Genomic DNA, 15,542 nt, shown 5'->3' on the forward strand with positions numbered 1-15,542 from the left:
GACTCCCGTCGTGCAGTGCCGACTCAGGCCGGGGAGACCGTCACCGAGGACGCGCCTGCCCAGTCGCCCGTCGCCAGGTACTCGACCTTCTTCGCGATCGAGACCGCGTGGTCGGCGAAGCGCTCGTGGTAGCGGGACGCCAGGGTCGCGTCGACCGTGTCGATCGGGTTGCCCTTCCACGTCTCGCCGAGCACGAAGTCGAAGACGCTCGCGTGGAGCTCGTCGACGGCGTCGTCCTCGTCGCGGATCTCGGCCGAGAGCGCGATGTCCTCGGTCGCGAGCAGGCGCGTCAGCTTCTGTGCCATGGCGACGTCGTGGGCGCCCATCTTCTTGAACGTGCCGCGGAGGCCCTTCGGCACGACCTTCTCCGGGAAGCGCTGGCGGGCGAGCTGCGCGATGTGCTCGGCCATGTCGCCCATGCGCTCGAGCGAGGAGCTGACCCGGAGCGCGGTCACGACGACGCGGAGGTCGCGGGCCACGGGGGCCTGGCGAGCGAGGATGTCGATCGCGATCTCGTCGAGGCTGTTCGCGGCCTCGTCGATCTTCGCGTCGTCCGCGATGACCTCCTCGGCGAGGGCGACGTCGGAGTCGCTGAACGCCTGGGTGGCGCGGGTGATGGCGGACTCGACGAGCCCGGCGATCTCGGTCAGTCGCTCCTGGACGTCCTGGAGCTCCTGCTGGAAGACTTCGCGCATGGGGGAGTGCCTCTCTCTGCGGTACCGGACGAGTGTCGTCACCCGAGGTGAACGAACGGTGACGTGCGGTTGAACGTCTCGTCGGACGGCGCCGGAACCGCGCGGGAGGGCGGTGAACGGTGTCCGAACCGCGCGTGACCATCCCTACACTGGCGCCATGGACAACGCGTGGCTCGTGCCACTGTCGATGCTCCTCGGCGGGGTGTTCGGCGCGGGCGTCGTGGTGCTGATCATCACCGCCGAGCGCACGGCGCGTGCAGCCGACGTCGCGGAGCGGACGCTCCCGGACGGTGTGGCAGCGGTGATCGCCACGATGCACAACCCCGCCGTGGTCGTCGACCCCTCGAACACCGTCGTGGCCGCCTCGCCGCAGGCGCTCACGGTCGGCCTGGTCGTGCGCCGACGGCTCGTGCACAAGGAACTCCGCGACCTCGTGGACCGGGTACGCGCGAGCGGGGAGATGGGTTCCGAGGACATGGAGTTGCCCCGCGGCCGACGCGGTGAGCTGATCGGCTACCTGAGCTTCCGGGCCGCGCAGCTCGGCAACCGGTACGTCCTCGTCACCGCGGACGACCTCACCGAGAGCCGGCGCATCGACGAGGTCCGGCGGGACTTCGTCGCGAACATCTCCCACGAGCTGAAGACCCCGATCGGCGCGATCGGCCTGCTGTCCGAGACGCTCGTGGCCGCGGCGGACTCGCCCGAGCACGTCCGGAAGTTCGCCGCCCAGCTCGTCACCGAGTCGGAGCGGCTCGGGGCGCTCACGAAGGACATCATCGAGCTGTCCCGTCTGCAGTCCGTCGACGCGCTCGAGTCCAGCGAGGAGACGTCGATCGACCGCATCGTGCAGGCCGCCGTCGACGCCAACGAGGTCGTCGCCAGCGCCCGCGACATCGACATCGTCCGCGCGAAGAAGACGAAGCTCATGGTGATGGGCGACCCGGGCCTGCTGCAGGTGGCGGTGTCGAACCTCATCGCCAACGCCGTGAAGTACTCGCCGGACGGCACCCGTGTCGGCGTGGGCGTCCGCAGCACGAAGGGCTTCGTGGAGATCGCCGTCACCGACCAGGGCGTCGGCATCCCGGAGGCCGACCTCGACCGCGTGTTCGAACGGTTCTACCGCGTGGACCCCGCCCGGTCGCGGGCCACCGGCGGTACCGGCCTCGGGCTCGCCATCGTCAAGCACGTCGTCGGCAACCACGGCGGCGACGTGCGCGTGTGGTCGCAGCCCGGCAAGGGCTCGACCTTCACCATCCGCCTGCCCGAGGCGGACACCGACCTGACCACCGCACTCGAAGAGCAACTGGAAGAGCAGCCATCGTGACCAAGATCCTCATCGTCGACGACGAGCCGGCCCTGAGCGAGCCCCTGGAGTTCCTGCTGCAGCGCGAGGGGTACGAGACCTCCGTCGCTGCCGACGGCGTGACGGCGCTGTCGAAGTTCGACGCGGAGAACCCCGACCTCGTGCTGCTCGACCTCATGCTGCCGGGGCTGTCCGGCACCGAGGTCTGCCGGCAGATCCGGACCCGGTCGAACGCGCCGATCATCATGCTCACGGCGAAGGACTCCGAGGTGGACATCGTGGTCGGGCTCGAACTCGGCGCCGACGACTACGTGACGAAGCCGTACTCGACCCGGGAACTCCTCGCGCGCATCCGAGCCGTGCTCCGTCGTCGGACCGAGGACGACCCGGGCGACTCCGGCATCCTCCAGGTCGGCGGCATCCGGATGGACGTGGAGCGCCACACGGTGTCGGTCGACGGTTCCGAGACGCCGATGCCCCTCAAGGAGTTCGAGCTCCTGGAGCTGCTCCTCCGCAACGCCGGTCGGGTGCTCACGCGCGGGCAGCTCATCGACCGGGTGTGGGGCTCCGACTACTTCGGGGACACCAAGACCCTCGACGTGCACATCAAGCGGCTCCGGTCGAAGATCGAGCGGGTGCCGAGTGCGCCGGAGATCCTCGTCACGGTCCGCGGCCTCGGATACCGCATCGAGGCGTAGCCGCAACGCACCGGAGGCGCGGTGCCGGTCTCGGGGACCGGCGCCGCGCCTCCAGGCGGTTGCGTCGTGCGCTGCGCGCTGCGCGCTACGGGTTGATCGGGGTGTCCGTCGCGTCGCCGGTCGCCTCGCCGGTGGCCTCGCCGGTGGTCGTCTCGCCGCTGGGGGTCTCGGACGCCGCGGGCGTCGGGGCGAGCGTCGTGTACTCCTCCTGCGAGGTGGTCAGGACCGGCACGTTGAGCGAGACGCCCTCGGAGCCCGAGTACGAGAAGTAGACCTTGACGAGCGAGCCCGGCGTGACGTCGGCCTGCTCGAACACGACGTCGTCGCCGGCGGCCGGGGTCGTGCCCTGGGTGCGGTCGCCGTTCGTCTCGGCGCCGCGCGTCGGGGTCGGCGTCGACGCGGCGCTCGGGGCGGCCAGGTCGACGCGGGAGTTCGCGGGCACGTCGACGGTCTGGGTGTCGCCACCGACCTCGATCGAGAGCGTGGCGTCGTCCGAGTCGGAGCTGTTCACGAGCGTGCCGATGAACCGGGCCTGCTCGCCGTCGTCCGAGATGAGCAGCGCGTTCCGGATGTCGATCGAGCCCGTGCGGCCGTTGACGCCGTCGGTGACCTGCTGGATCTCCGCCGTGCCGACCGGCGAGACGAACTCGCAGCCGGTGGCGCCGAGCGCGATGGTTGCCGCAACGGCGACGGACACGAGTACCCGAGCTCGCAAGAGAATCCTCCGGAAGATCACGTTTGGGGACCGGACGGTCCGACCCCATCCTAGCGATCACCTGGGAGGGCGAGTGCCCAGCGGCCCCTTACCCGAACACCCCTTGTGGTAAACTGGGCGTCTCGGAACGGAGCCTGATACATGCAATTCGAGGTCGGCGAGACCGTGGTCTACCCCCATCACGGGGCGGCAACCATCTCTGAAGTGAAGACGCGCGTCATCAAGGGCGAGGAAAAGGTCTACCTGAAGCTGCGTGTGACGCAGGGTGACCTGACGATCGAGGTCCCGGCGGACAACGTCGACCTGGTCGGCGTGCGCGACGTGATCGGCAAGGAAGGGCTCGACAAGGTGTTCGAGGTCCTCCGCGCACCGTTCACCGAGGAACCCACCAACTGGTCGCGCCGGTACAAGGCGAACCTCGAGAAGCTCGCCTCCGGCGACGTGATCAAGGTCTCCGAGGTCGTCCGCGACCTCTGGCGTCGCGACCAGGACCGCGGGCTCTCCGCGGGCGAGAAGCGCATGCTCGCGAAGGCCCGGCAGATCCTGATCTCCGAGCTCGCGCTGGCCGAGAAGACCGACGAGGACAAGGCATCGACCGTCCTCGACGAGGTCCTCGCCTCCTAGCGCGTCCGGACCACTGGACACCACGACGACCGCTCTGCTCCCCTCCGGGGTGAGCAGGGCGGTCGTCGTCGTCGCGGCCGGGTCCGGGACGCGACTGGGCATCGGCACGGCGAAGGCGTTCGTGCCGGTCGCCGGCTCGCTCATGCTCGCCCGTGCCCTCGAGCCGCTCTTCACCCTGGCGCTGCCGACCCTGGTCGTGGTGGTCGCCCCTGCGGACCGGCTCGACGAGTGCCGTCAGGTGGTCGCCACGGCCGCCGGGGCCGCGGTGCCGTACACGGCGGTCGTCCCGGGAGGCACGGATCGCCACGCGTCGGTCCAGGCCGGCCTGGCAGCGCTGCCCGACTCCGTCGACGTCGTGCTGGTGCACGACGCCGCACGCTGCCTGACGCCCGCGTCGCAGTTCGAGCGCGTGTTCGACGCCGTGGAGACGTCGGGTGACGGCGTCGTCCCCGCGCTGCCGGTCGTGGACACCGTGAAGCGCGTCGACGGAGACGTCGTGCGCGAGACCGTCGACCGCTCGGCGCTCGTCGGTGTCCAGACCCCGCAGGGCTTCCCGCTCGCGGCGCTCCGGCGGGCGTACGCGGTCTCGGCGCGGTCCGAGACCGACGACGCCGGGGTGTTCCAGGCGGCCGGACGCACGGTCCGGTCCGTCCCGGGCGACGCGGACGCGTTCAAGGTCACCACCCGCTGGGACCTCGGCCGGGCCGAGTCGATCGTCCGGGCACGGAACGGCGCCGACGGCCCCGCCGTGCGGATCGGCCTCGGGGTCGACGTGCACGCGTTCGACGCGGGGTCACCGTGCCGCGTCGGGCTGCTCGACTTCCCGGGCGAACCCGGCCTCTCGGGGCACAGCGACGGCGACGCGGTGGCGCACGCCGTGTGCGACGCCCTGCTCTCCGCCGGCGGCCTGGGCGACATCGGCGGCCGCTTCGGCACCGCCGACCCGCGGTACGCCGGAGCCGCCGGAGGCGTCTTCGTGCGGGGTGCGGTGTCGCTGCTCGCCGAGGCCGGACTCGCACCCGTGTCCGTGACCGTGCAGGTCGTCGGGAACCGCCCGCGCATCGGCGCTCGGCGCACGGAGATGCAGGACGCACTGGCCGCCGTCGTCGGAGCGCCGGTCGCGGTGTCCGGCACGACCACCGACGGCCTCGGGTTCACCGGCCGCGGCGAGGGCCTCGCGGCGATCGCGACCGCCGTCGTCCGGCCGGTCTGACGGACCGCGGCACCGGCCGCGCCCTAGTCTTGGAGCGTGACCGTTCGCCTCTACGACTCCCGCGCCGCCGCCGTCGTCGACCTCGTGCCCCTGGTCGACGGACACGTGAGCGTCTACGTCTGTGGTCCCACGGTGCAGTCGTCGCCGCACATCGGCCACCTGCGCTCGGCGCTCGTCTACGACGTCTGGCGTCGGTGGCTGACGTACCGCGGCTACTCGGTCACCCTCGTCCGGAACGTCACCGACATCGACGACAAGGTGCTCGACCTGGCCGCCGGCACCGACGAGGCGTGGTTCGCCCGTGCGTACCGCGTCGAGCTCGAGTTCACGGCCGCCTACCGCGCGCTCGGGATCCTGCCGCCGACCTACGAACCCCGGGCGACCGCGAGCGTGCCGCAGATGCACGAGATCATCGAGCGCCTGATCGAGCGCGGCCACGCCTACGCCGCACAGGACGGCTCCGGGGACGTCTACTTCGACACCGGCAGCTGGGAGTCCTACGGCGCCCTCACCCGGCAGCGCCGCGAGGACATGGTCGAGGCAGCCGACGCCGACCCCCGCGGCAAGCGGGACCCGCGCGACTTCGCGCTCTGGAAGGGCCGCAAGGCCGGCGAGCCCGACACCGCCGTGTGGGACAGCCCGTGGGGTCCCGGTCGTCCGGGCTGGCACATCGAGTGCTCGGCGATGAGCCGGCGCTACCTCGGTCCGGCGTTCGACATCCACGGTGGCGGCCTCGACCTCCGGTTCCCGCACCACGAGAACGAGCTCGCGCAGTCGACCGCCGCGGGTGACCCGTTCGCGACGTACTGGCTGCACAACGGCCTCGTCACCGTCGACGGTCAGAAGATGTCGAAGTCGCTCGGCAACTCGATCTTCGCGGCGGACTTCCTCGGTTCCGCGCGACCCGAGGTCGTGCGGTACTTCCTCGGCGCGGCGCACTACCGCTCGTCGATCGACCACCACGCCGGCTCCCTGGCCGAGGCCGAGGCTGCGTACGACCGCATCGAGGGCTTCCTGACCCGTGCGGAACCCCGGCTCGAGGGGATCCCGCTCCGCGACGCCCCCGCCGTCCCCGAGGCCTTCGCGGCCGCGATGGACGACGACCTCTCGGTGCCCCAGGCGCTCGCCGTGCTGCACGAGACGGTCCGCGCCGGGAACGCCGCCCTCGACGCCGACGATGCGGAAGCGCTCGGTCTCGCGTACCATCAGGTGGCCGCGATGGTGGAGGTGCTCGGCATCGACCCGCGAGCGGCCCACTGGTCGAGCGGCGGTCAGGACCCCTCGGCCGCCCCGCTCGCAGCCCTCGTCGAACGCCTCGTGCAGGAGCGCGCCGACGCCCGGGCCGCACGGGACTTCGCGACGGCCGACCGCGTGCGTGACGACCTCGCCGCCGCGGGCATCACCATCGAGGACACCGCAGCGGGTACACGCTGGAGCATCGCCTGACCACGGCCGTGCCGAACAGGAGCTGAACATGAAGAACGTTTCCGGGAGCAAGAAGGGCCGTCCGGGCGCCGTCCGGTCCGGCCGCAAGGGCAACAAGCAGGTCGGCTCCGGCGGACAGGGCGCCCAGGCGCTCGAGGGGCGCAAGCCCACCCCGAAGGCCGAGGACCGTCCGTACCACCCGGCCGGCAAGCGCAAGGCCGCCAAGGAGCGGCTCGAGGCGGCCCGTGGTCGGCACGGTGCCTCGAGCGCCCCGCAGCAGCGCACCGGTCGTCCGCCGCAGCGCACCGGTCGTCCGCCGCAGCGCAAGAGCGACGACTCCGAGCTGGTCACCGGGCGCAACTCCGTGCTCGAGGCGCTGCGCACGAAGACGCCGTCGACGACGCTCTACATCGCGTCCCGCATCGAGGTCGACGACCGCGTCAAGGAGATCCTCGCGCTCGCCAACCACCGCGGCGTGCCCATCATCGAGCTGATGCGGCCGGAGCTGGACCGCATCACCGGGCACGACAGCGTGCACCAGGGCGTCGCGCTCAAGGTCCCCGCGTACGAGTACGCGGTGTCCGAGGACATCGTCGAGCGGGCGTTCGCGAAGGACGAGGTCCCGCTCATGGTCGCCCTCGACGGCATCACCGACCCGCGCAACCTCGGTGCCATCATCCGCTCCACCGCGGCGTTCGGCGGGCACGGCGTCATCGTGCCCCAGCGTCGTTCGGTCGGTGTGACCGCGAGCGCGTGGAAGACCTCCGCCGGTGCCGCGGCCCGCACCCCGGTCGCGATGGCGCCGAACCTGACCCAGACGCTCAAGTCGCTCAAGTCGATGGGGCTGTTCGTCCTCGGGCTCGACGGCGACGGCGACGTGGAGCTCGACGGCCTCGAGCTCGCCGACCGCCCGATCGTGATCGTCGTCGGCTCGGAGGGCAAGGGGCTGTCGCGCCTGGTCACCGAGACCTGCGACGCCATCGTGTCGATCCCGATCTCGAGCGCGACCGAGTCGCTCAACGCGGGCATCGCGGCGAGCGTGACCCTGTGGGAGGTCGCGCGGCGTCGTCGCGCCGCGTAGCGACCCGCACGGAGCCGGCGGGGTCACGACACGTCGGATGCTGCCCGCCGCACGGTCGCGAATCGTCGCTGCGCCACCCCGCAGGCGACGGTTCGTGACCGGCGGACGTGCGTCTGTCGGGGTGTTGCGACCGCTCGACGTCCGACATCACCACCGGCGGTGGAGGCGTGGCGGTCCGGGCGGCCGGCGCCGGTCTCCGGGACGCCCCGGGCCTCCAAGGCGGTCGCACTCCTGAACCCCTCGGGTCACGACCCGTCGGCCGGTGTCGGTCGTGTGGTCACGAGGCGTGCGCTGAGCGACGCCGCAGGCGACGGTCGTGAGCGGTCCGCGGTCACCCGGCGGGGTGCCGTGACCGACCGGGGACCGCGTCAGACGCCCGCGCGCCAGTCCTCGACGTCCTCGTCCGCGTCGACGTCGTCGTCGAGCGACACCGGGATCGGTAGCGTCATCGAGGAAGTCGGCGGGTTGATGAGCAGCCGCTCGTCCCGCCGGTGCCGCAGCACGTCGTTGATGTAGGCGGTCGTGGCCTCGGGCAGCGACACCGACCGTTCCTCGGCCTGCGACATGAACCAGCGGTGTTCGAGCAGCTCGTGGAAGACCTCGGCGGGCTCCAGCCGTCCGCGGAGGTCGCGCGGGATCGACCGGACGACGGGCTCGAACACCCGCGAGACCCACTCGTGCGCGACCATCTCCTCGTCGAGGGCCTCGCGGCCGTTGCGTGCACGGTACGAGTCGAGGTCGTTGAGCAGGCGCCGGGCCTGGTTCTCACCGGCGTCGAGACCGGTGAGGCGGAGCAGCCGTCGCTGGTGGTGCCCGGCGTCCACCACCTTGGGCTGGATGCGCACCTGTGAACCGCCCTCGGTCGTGTGGATCGAGAGCTCCTCGATGTCGAAGCCGAGGGCGTTGAGCCGCTCGACCCGGTCGTTGATGCGCCAGCGCTCCTTGATGTCGAACTGCTCGGTACCCGTCAGCTCCTTCCAGAGCGTCCGGTACTGCGCCACGATCCGGTTCGAGACGTCGACCGCGTCGGCGTTCTCGTCGAGGCGACCACCGGCCTCGAGGTCCAGCAGCTCGCCGGCGATGTTGACGCGGGCGACCTCGAGGTCGTTCTCGCGCTGCCCGTTCGACAGGCCGCCGGGGTAGAGCTTGCCGGTCTCGGCGTCGACGAGGTACGCGGCGAAGGCCCCGGCGTCGCGGCGGAAGAGCGTGTTCGAGAGCGAGACGTCGCCCCAGTAGAACCCGATGACGTGCAGGCGCACGAGCAGCAGGGCGAGGGCGTCGACGAGTCGGGTCGCGGTCTCCGGGCGGAGCGTCTGGGAGTAGAGCGCGCGGTACGGCAGCGAGAAGCGGAGGTGCCGGGTGACGAGCACCGGGTGCAGGGGTTCGCCGTCCGCGTCGACGCGGTTCGTGATGACCGCGACCGGGTCCACGCACGGGACGTCCATGCGCTGCAACGTGCGGAGCATCTCGTACTCGGCGCGCGCGACCTCTTCCCCGGTCTCCTTCACCGCGGCGACGTACCCGCTGAGGTGCACGAAACGCACCAGGTGTCGCGAGATGCCCTTCGGCAGCGCGACGATGACGTCGTCCGGCCAGTCCTCGAGCGGTTGGTCCCACGGCAGGTCGAGGAGGCCCGGGTCGACGGTGGCTGCGGTGATGGCGAGGGAGTCGGGCACGGTTGGCTCCTGGTCGTGCGGTGGCTGCGTCGGTTCGGCGGGCTGCGTCGGTCCCGCAGACTGCGTCGGTCCGGCACTGCGTCGGTCCGGCACGTTGCGTCGGTCGCGCAGTCTGCTTCCGTTCGGCAGTCTGACAGACGGGAGGCGCGGTGCCAGCTGGCACCGCGCCTCCTGTTCGTCTGTTCCAGCGTCAGGCGCTGACGACGGCCTTGTCGTCGAGGCGGTCGCCCGACTCGGTGTCGAAGGCGTGGACGTGGCCCTGCTTCGGCGAGATGACGATCGTGTCGCCGATCGAGGGGTGCGAACGACCGTCGACGCGCGCGACGATGTCGGTGCGCTGGCCGTTCACGTCGGCGTGACCGTACAGGTAGCCGTCGGCGCCGAGCTCCTCGACGACGTCGACCGTGACCGGCAGCCCTTCACCCGAGCTCGAGACGATGACGTCCTCAGGGCGGATGCCGACCGTGATGTTGCCGGAGCGGGCGTTCGACAGCGTGTCGCGGTCGATCGGGTGGTTCAGCGTGCCGAACTTGATGCCACCCTCGACCACGTCGGCCGGCAGCAGGTTCATGGCCGGCGAGCCGATGAAGCCGGCGACGAACACGTTGTTCGGCTTCTCGTAGAGGTCGCGCGGGGAGCCGACCTGCTGGAGGATGCCGTCCTTGAGCACCGCGATGCGGTCACCCATGGTGAGGGCCTCGGTCTGGTCGTGCGTGACGTAGACCGTGGTGACACCGAGGCGGCGCTGCAGCGAGGCGATCTGGGTGCGGGTCTGGACGCGGAGCTTGGCGTCGAGGTTCGACAGCGGCTCGTCCATGAGGAACACCTGCGGCTGACGGACGATCGCGCGGCCCATCGCGACGCGCTGACGCTGACCACCGGAGAGCGCCTTCGGCTTGCGGCCGAGGTACTGCTCGAGGTCGAGGAGCTTCGCAGCCTCCTGCACGCGGGTGGCGCGCTCTTCCTTGCCGACACCGGCGATCTTGAGCGCGAAGCCCATGTTCTCGGCGACGGTCATGTGCGGGTACAGCGCGTAGTTCTGGAAGACCATCGCGATGTCGCGGTCCTTCGGCGGGACGTCGGTGACGTCGCGCTCGCCGATGCGGATCGCGCCGGAGTTGACCTCCTCGAGCCCCGCGAGCATGCGGAGCGAGGTCGACTTGCCACAGCCCGACGGGCCGACGAGGACGAGGAACTCGCCGTCGGCGACGTCCAGGTCGAGGGAGTCGACCGCGGGGCGGGTGCCCCCGGGGTAGAGACGGGTTGCCTTGTCGTAGGTGACGGACGCCATGAGCGTTCGATCCTTCCTTCACCGGCAGGTACGTGCCGGACGATCCGTAGTGAAGCGGTTGCCCGTGGGGGCCCCGGATGGTCGCCGTCGACCATCGGTGCTCATACAACACGACTTCCCCGTGGAGCGCCAGTGGTTCCCGGCTGGTTGGGTGGTTCCCAGAGCAGCCCACTACAATCGCCGGGTCCGTCCGCCGAGTGGGGGCGCGGAGCGTGCGGACACCCGATCAGGAGGACTCCACACCGATGACCAACCGCCCCGAGGGTGACGCCCGCCCCGAGCGTGCAGCCGCTGATCGTGCCGCGCGGGCAGCCGCCGGTCGGAACCACCGCCGCGAGGCTGCCCGGCAGCGCGCGCAGCGGCACCGCACCCGGCAGAAGCGTCGGCAGCGCGGGACACGGCTCGGCATCCAGATCGGCATCGGCGTCGTGCTCCTCGCAGCGGCCACCATCGTCACGCTCGTCCTCGTCGACTCGGCACGGCCGGCAGGCCCCGGGCCGTCGAACATGTCGCAGGGCGGCATCACGATCGGGCAGGGCCTGAAGGCGCAGACCACCGGCGCCACCCCGTCCGCATCGTCGTCCGACGGCTCGGGCACGGTGCACATCACGACCTACATCGACTACCTCTGCCCGACGTGCGGGCAGTTCGAGAAGGCGAACGGCGAGTACATCCAGGGCCTCGTCGACTCCGGTGCCGCCACGGTCGACATCCACCCGGTGGCGATCCTGGCGAACCGCTCGCAGGGCACGAAGTACTCGCTCCGGGCCGCGAACGCAGCCGCGTGCGTCGCGGACCGTTCGCCGGACCAGTTCTTCGCGTTCAACACCGCCCTGTTCGCCGAGCAGCCCGAGGAGGGCACCGCGGGCCTCAGCGACGCCGACCTCGTGAGCGTCGTCCGCAGCGTCGACGGCGTGCGCGACCAGCGGGCGATCGCCGACTGCATCCGCGACCAGACCTACGCGCGCTGGGTGACCGAGCGCACGAACGACGTCTCCGACGGGAAGATCCCGGGGACCGACCTGACGAGCTTCCCGGGCACGCCGCTCGTGCTCGTGAACGGGCAGCAGTACCAGCTCACCGACCCGATCACGAACGACGACTTCCGGACGTTCGTGCTCAGCGCGGCCGGGTCGACCGACGCCACCGCGACGCCGACGCCGACCCCGACGCCGACCCCGTCGGCCAGCGCCAGCTCCGACTGACCGCCGGGCTCAGCGGGCCGAACCAGGCACGGTCAGAGGGCCGAGCCGGGCACGCTGAGGGTGTCGCACGACGTCGCGCCCTGCTGGTAGCCGCGGAGGAACCACCGCTGGCGCTGCTCGCTCGACCCGTGCGTGAACGAGTCGGGGTCCACTGAGCCGGTCGACCGTCGCTGGATGCTGTCGTCGCCCACGGCGCTCGCCGCGGACAGCGCGTCGTCGATCTGTGACCGGGTGATCGGCTCGAAGAAGGTCTGCCCGTTCGCGTCCTCGGTGTTCGCCGCATCGCCGACCCAAGCGCCCGCGTAGCAGTCGGCTTGGAGCTCGACGCGGACACTGCCCGAGGTCGCGCCGGTGCCCGACCGGTCCGTGTCGGCGAACGTGCCCTGCAGCTGCTGCACGTGGTGGCCCCACTCGTGCGCGACGACGTACATCTGCGCGAGCGGTCCGCCCGACGACCCGTACCGCGACTGGAGCTCGTCGTAGAACGACGTGTCGACGTACAGCGCGCGGTCCGGCGGGCAGTAGAACGGCCCGGTCGCGGACGACGCCGTCCCGCAGCCCGTGTCGGTCGAGTCCTGGAAGAGGTAGAAGTCCGGCCTCGTGTACGAGGCCCCGAGCTTCGGCGCCTCCGCCGACCAGTACGCGTCGAGCGACTCGGCGGCCCCCTCCATCCGGCACTCCACCGAGGCGTTCGCGTCCCGGCCGGTCCGGCACTCGGGCGCGGCGTCCACGGTGTCGCCGCCCTGCTGGATCGTCGTGACGCCGCTGCCGCCGCCGAGCACCCCGGACAGGTCCACCCCGGTGAACTGCGCGATCAGGAACACCACGATCGCGCCGACACCGAGCGCCCCGCCACCCACCGCGGCCGTGCGCCCGCGCCGCTTGACCCTGCCGCCGGACAGCTGCGAGTCGTCGTTGAACGTCATGCCCCGAATGTACGGACGGCGGCAGCGCGGTGCTCACACCGGGCGGGGTGCGCCCACTGAGCGGGCATCGAGGGGTCGCGAGCAGCATGGCTGCATGGCCGACCTCGACGAACAGCACCCCCTCTTCCTCCTCGCGATGGACCAGCGGTCCTCGCTCCTGGAGCACACCTACGGCGACGATTCCGGCGAGCCCGCCGACGAGGCCGACGCCGAACGCGTCCGGGCCGGCAAGCAGCTCGTCTACCGCGGTCTCCTCGGCGCCCTCGCCGCCGGGGCGTCACGGGACCGGACCGGCGTCCTCGTGGACGAGCGGTACGGCGCCGACGTCGCCCGGCTCGTCCGGGAGGCAGGGCTCCAGCTCGCCATGCCGATCGAGCGCTCCGGCCGCGACTGGTTCGAGCTCGAGTACGGCGACGACTGGACCGCGCACGTCGACGCGTTCGACCCCGACTTCGTGAAGGTCCTCGTCCGGGACAACCCCGCGTTCGACGCCGACGACCGTGCGGCGCAGGCGGAGCGTCTCGCCGAGGTCTCCCGCACCCTGCACGGGGCCGGTCGGGCGTTCCTGGTCGAGCTGCTCGTGCCGGGCACCGACGAACAGCAGGCAGCCGCGGACGACTACGACCGCGACGTTCGCCCCGGGCTCGTCGTCGAGGTCGTCGGGTACCTGCAGGAGCACGGCGTCGAGCCGGACGTGTGGAAGCTCGAGGGTCTCGACCGCTCCGAGGACGCCGAGCGCGTCGTCGCCGCGGTCCGGGCCGGTGGGCGCGACGGCGTGCAGTGCATCGTGCTCGGACGGGACGCCCCCGAGGAGCAGCTCGACCACTGGCTCCGGGTCGCGGCGCCGGTCGACGGCTTCGTCGGCTTCGCCATCGGCCGGAGCAACTGGCAGGACGCGCTCGACGACGTCGTGCAGCAGGGGCTCGACCACGAGGCGGCCGAGCGGCTCATCGCGGCGAACTACCGGCACTTCGTCGACACCTGGCTCGAGGCGCGCCCCGACGTGGTGGACGGAGTGGACGCCGGCGCCTCCTGACCGTCCGGGTCAGGTACGGACCAGTGGCTCCACGCCCGCGAGGTCCGCGGCGATCCCGACGTCGACGAGCTCGATCCGGCCGGCGAGGGTCGCCGCGGGGCCGACCAACAGCCCTGCCTTGACCCCGCCGAAGGTGACGGTCACGTCGGCGTGCAGCACGTGCTCGTCCGCGACACCGCCCGTGTCGACGTCGATGCCGCTCGGCACGTCGACGGCCACGACGAACGGGGCCCGCTGGTCGCGGGCGAGTTCCCGCAGCGCGTCCACGACCTCCCGGGCGGGGGAGCGCAGGGGACCGGACGCCCCGATGCCCAGGATCCCGTCGAGCACGAGGTCGGTGTCGAGCGCCGCCTCCGCGGCGACCGCCGCGAGGCGGCCGCCCTCGTCCGGCACCGCGGCGCGCAGGATGTCCGCAGCACCCGCGTCCGTCCCGGTGGGTCCGCTGTCGTCGGGACCGGCCGGGGCCCACGCCGCCGGTTCCGGAGCGACGCGCCAGCGGCGGTCCGGCCGTGCCGGTGGGGCGAGGCGCGCCCCGGCGTCCAGCGCCGCTGCCAGGCCCGCCTCGTGGACGCGTGAGCCGACGCGCAGCACCGCCACGCGCCTCCCGGCCGACGCCAGCCGCGCACCCGCGAACAGCGCGTCACCGCCGTTGTCGCCGCTCCCGACCAGCAGCAGGACCGAACCCGGTCCGTCACCCGGTCGCACGGCGGGGTCGTCGAGGAGGTCCGCGACGACCCGGGCGAGCCCGTCGGCCGCGCGCTGCATGAGGGGTTCGCCCGCGTCGAGGTGCGGCCGCTCCGCCGCCCGGATCTGGTCCGCTCCGTAGCCGTCCATGGCGACCACAGTGCCCCGCTAGCCTGGGGTCGCCATGTCACTCGTCCCCGAAGCGCCCCGTCCCCGTGCAGTGATGTCCCCGGACGGCCTCCCGATCGCCACGTACGACTTCGGGGACCCGGACGCTCCGGTCGTCGTCGCGGTGCACGGGTTCGCGTCCAGCGCCCTGCTCAACTGGCACGCGTCGGGCTGGACCCGCGACCTGCTCCGCGCCGGGTACCGCGTCGTCGCGCTCGACCAGCGCGGGCACGGCGCGTCCGCGAAGCCGCACGACCCCGACGCGTACTCGATGGAGCTCCTCGTCGCGGACGTCGTCAGTGTCATCGACACCTACCTGCTCGACGACGTCGCCTACCTCGGCTACTCGCTCGGGGCACGCGTCGGCTGGCACACCGCCGAGCAGCTGCCCGACCGGGTCTCCCGGGCCGTGTTCGGCGGCATCCCGGACGCCGACCCGATGCGTCGCGTCGCGGTCGACCAGGCGAAGGCGTTCCTCGCGGACGGCACCCCGATCGAGGACCGCGTGACGAACGGGTACCTCACGATGGCGTCGGGCGTCGAGGGGAACGACCTCCGGGCCCTCGTCGCGATGGTCGAGGGGATGCGGGACAGCATCGAGCCGACGCCGGCGAACGCCCCGTCGCAGCCGCTGCTCATGGCGGCGGGCAGCGAGGACGGCATCAAGGACAGCGCGGTGCGGCTCGCTGCGGCAGCACCGGACGCGCGGTTCTTCGAGATCCCGGGGCGCAACCACTTCAACGCCCCGACGTCGCGGGACTTCCGGCAGGCGGCGATCGCGTTCCTGTCCGAGGGCCGCTGA

15 protein-coding genes are annotated in these 15,542 nt (G+C 71.9%); 9 read left to right on the forward strand and 6 right to left on the reverse strand.

The window, feature by feature from the left end; translation table 11 throughout:
- Window positions 1–23: 23 nt before the first annotated feature.
- Window positions 24–695, reverse strand: coding sequence for a phosphate signaling complex protein PhoU (phoU, locus tag I59_RS08150; protein ID WP_022903443.1), 672 nt, complete (start codon window positions 693–695; stop codon window positions 24–26).
- 157 nt (window positions 696–852) lie between these two features.
- Here phoU and I59_RS08155 point away from each other — a divergent pair, with 157 nt between their 5' ends.
- Both I59_RS08155 and I59_RS08160 read left to right on the forward strand, forming a co-directional pair.
- The gene (locus I59_RS08155; RefSeq protein WP_022903444.1) at window positions 853–2,019 is read left to right on the forward strand and encodes a cell wall metabolism sensor histidine kinase WalK; all 1,167 of its coding nucleotides are present in this window, start codon (window positions 853–855) and stop codon (window positions 2,017–2,019) included.
- A complete protein-coding gene (locus I59_RS08160; RefSeq protein WP_022903445.1) occupies window positions 2,016–2,696 on the forward strand; it encodes a response regulator transcription factor in 681 nt (226 codons plus the stop codon). Before I59_RS08155 ends, I59_RS08160 begins: the two co-directional genes overlap by 4 nt.
- A gap of 85 nt (window positions 2,697–2,781) precedes the next feature.
- On the opposite strand, the gene I59_RS22775 is transcribed toward I59_RS08160, so the two are convergent.
- A complete protein-coding gene (locus tag I59_RS22775) occupies window positions 2,782–3,411 on the reverse strand; it encodes a hypothetical protein (protein WP_187289802.1) in 630 nt (209 codons plus the stop codon).
- A 141-nt stretch (window positions 3,412–3,552) separates the two neighbouring features.
- Here I59_RS22775 and I59_RS08170 point away from each other — a divergent pair, with 141 nt between their 5' ends.
- From I59_RS08170 to rlmB, 4 genes are read left to right on the forward strand one after another with little or no spacing between them, the layout of a single operon-like run.
- On the forward strand, window positions 3,553–4,035 hold the full coding sequence (locus tag I59_RS08170; protein ID WP_017888066.1) for a CarD family transcriptional regulator: 483 nt from the start codon (window positions 3,553–3,555) through the stop codon (window positions 4,033–4,035).
- Window positions 4,036–4,048: 13 nt separating this feature from the next.
- A complete protein-coding gene (gene ispD, locus I59_RS08175) occupies window positions 4,049–5,248 on the forward strand; it encodes a 2-C-methyl-D-erythritol 4-phosphate cytidylyltransferase (RefSeq protein ID WP_042726577.1) in 1,200 nt (399 codons plus the stop codon).
- 36 nt (window positions 5,249–5,284) lie between these two features.
- Window positions 5,285–6,694 carry a cysteine--tRNA ligase gene (cysS, locus tag I59_RS08180; protein ID WP_022903448.1) on the forward strand — a complete coding sequence of 470 codons (1,410 nt, stop codon included), beginning with the start codon at window positions 5,285–5,287 and terminating at the stop codon, window positions 6,692–6,694.
- 28 nt (window positions 6,695–6,722) lie between these two features.
- Window positions 6,723–7,754 (forward strand): 23S rRNA (guanosine(2251)-2'-O)-methyltransferase RlmB, encoded by a 1,032-nt coding sequence (gene rlmB / locus I59_RS08185; protein WP_022903449.1) that lies wholly within the window; start codon window positions 6,723–6,725, stop codon window positions 7,752–7,754.
- Between the two features lie 368 nt (window positions 7,755–8,122).
- Here the strand turns inward: rlmB and I59_RS08190 are convergent, their stop codons facing one another.
- Together I59_RS08190 and I59_RS08195 are read right to left on the reverse strand one after the other, a co-directional pair.
- Window positions 8,123–9,430 (reverse strand): DUF4032 domain-containing protein, encoded by a 1,308-nt coding sequence (locus I59_RS08190; RefSeq protein ID WP_031273365.1) that lies wholly within the window; start codon window positions 9,428–9,430, stop codon window positions 8,123–8,125.
- Window positions 9,431–9,620: 190 nt separating this feature from the next.
- Window positions 9,621–10,721, reverse strand: coding sequence for an ABC transporter ATP-binding protein (locus I59_RS08195; RefSeq protein ID WP_022903451.1), 1,101 nt, complete (start codon window positions 10,719–10,721; stop codon window positions 9,621–9,623).
- Between the two features lie 245 nt (window positions 10,722–10,966).
- On the opposite strand from I59_RS08195, the gene I59_RS08200 reads away from it, so the two are divergent.
- Window positions 10,967–11,926 (forward strand): thioredoxin domain-containing protein, encoded by a 960-nt coding sequence (locus I59_RS08200; RefSeq protein ID WP_022903452.1) that lies wholly within the window; start codon window positions 10,967–10,969, stop codon window positions 11,924–11,926.
- A 32-nt stretch (window positions 11,927–11,958) separates the two neighbouring features.
- On the opposite strand, the gene I59_RS08205 is transcribed toward I59_RS08200, so the two are convergent.
- The gene (locus I59_RS08205) at window positions 11,959–12,852 is read right to left on the reverse strand and encodes a neutral zinc metallopeptidase (protein ID WP_022903453.1); all 894 of its coding nucleotides are present in this window, start codon (window positions 12,850–12,852) and stop codon (window positions 11,959–11,961) included.
- A 94-nt stretch (window positions 12,853–12,946) separates the two neighbouring features.
- Between I59_RS08205 and I59_RS08210 the strand changes: the two genes are divergently transcribed.
- Window positions 12,947–13,888: a 2-deoxy-5-keto-D-gluconate 6-phosphate aldolase domain-containing protein gene (locus I59_RS08210; protein WP_022903454.1), complete on the forward strand. Its 942-nt coding sequence runs from the start codon at window positions 12,947–12,949 to the stop codon at window positions 13,886–13,888.
- Window positions 13,889–13,897: 9 nt separating this feature from the next.
- Here the strand turns inward: I59_RS08210 and I59_RS08215 are convergent, their stop codons facing one another.
- The gene (locus tag I59_RS08215; RefSeq protein ID WP_042726579.1) at window positions 13,898–14,722 is read right to left on the reverse strand and encodes an NAD(P)H-hydrate epimerase; all 825 of its coding nucleotides are present in this window, start codon (window positions 14,720–14,722) and stop codon (window positions 13,898–13,900) included.
- 34 nt (window positions 14,723–14,756) lie between these two features.
- Between I59_RS08215 and I59_RS08220 the strand changes: the two genes are divergently transcribed.
- Window positions 14,757–15,542 carry an alpha/beta fold hydrolase gene (locus I59_RS08220; protein ID WP_031273370.1) on the forward strand — a complete coding sequence of 262 codons (786 nt, stop codon included), beginning with the start codon at window positions 14,757–14,759 and terminating at the stop codon, window positions 15,540–15,542.

Origin of the sequence: Curtobacterium sp. B8, assembly GCF_000333315.1 — a bacterium.
Taxonomy (GTDB): Bacteria; Actinomycetota; Actinomycetes; order Actinomycetales; family Microbacteriaceae; genus Curtobacterium; species Curtobacterium luteum.

What these genes read in the sequence shown, in the direction of transcription:
- I59_RS08215 (WP_042726579.1), bottom strand. Translation starts at nt 14,722, where the DNA reads ATGGACGGCTACGGAGCGGACCAGATCCGGGCGGCGGAGCGGCCGCAC.
- I59_RS08220 (WP_031273370.1), top strand. Translation starts at nt 14,757, where the DNA reads ATGTCACTCGTCCCCGAAGCGCCCCGTCCCCGTGCAGTGATGTCCCCG.
- I59_RS08205 (WP_022903453.1), bottom strand. Translation starts at nt 12,852, where the DNA reads ATGACGTTCAACGACGACTCGCAGCTGTCCGGCGGCAGGGTCAAGCGG.
- phoU (WP_022903443.1), bottom strand. Translation starts at nt 695, where the DNA reads ATGCGCGAAGTCTTCCAGCAGGAGCTCCAGGACGTCCAGGAGCGACTG.
- rlmB (WP_022903449.1), top strand. Translation starts at nt 6,723, where the DNA reads ATGAAGAACGTTTCCGGGAGCAAGAAGGGCCGTCCGGGCGCCGTCCGG.
- I59_RS08170 (WP_017888066.1), top strand. Translation starts at nt 3,553, where the DNA reads ATGCAATTCGAGGTCGGCGAGACCGTGGTCTACCCCCATCACGGGGCG.
- I59_RS08155 (WP_022903444.1), top strand. Translation starts at nt 853, where the DNA reads ATGGACAACGCGTGGCTCGTGCCACTGTCGATGCTCCTCGGCGGGGTG.
- I59_RS08195 (WP_022903451.1), bottom strand. Translation starts at nt 10,721, where the DNA reads ATGGCGTCCGTCACCTACGACAAGGCAACCCGTCTCTACCCCGGGGGC.
- I59_RS08200 (WP_022903452.1), top strand. Translation starts at nt 10,967, where the DNA reads ATGACCAACCGCCCCGAGGGTGACGCCCGCCCCGAGCGTGCAGCCGCT.
- I59_RS08210 (WP_022903454.1), top strand. Translation starts at nt 12,947, where the DNA reads ATGGCCGACCTCGACGAACAGCACCCCCTCTTCCTCCTCGCGATGGAC.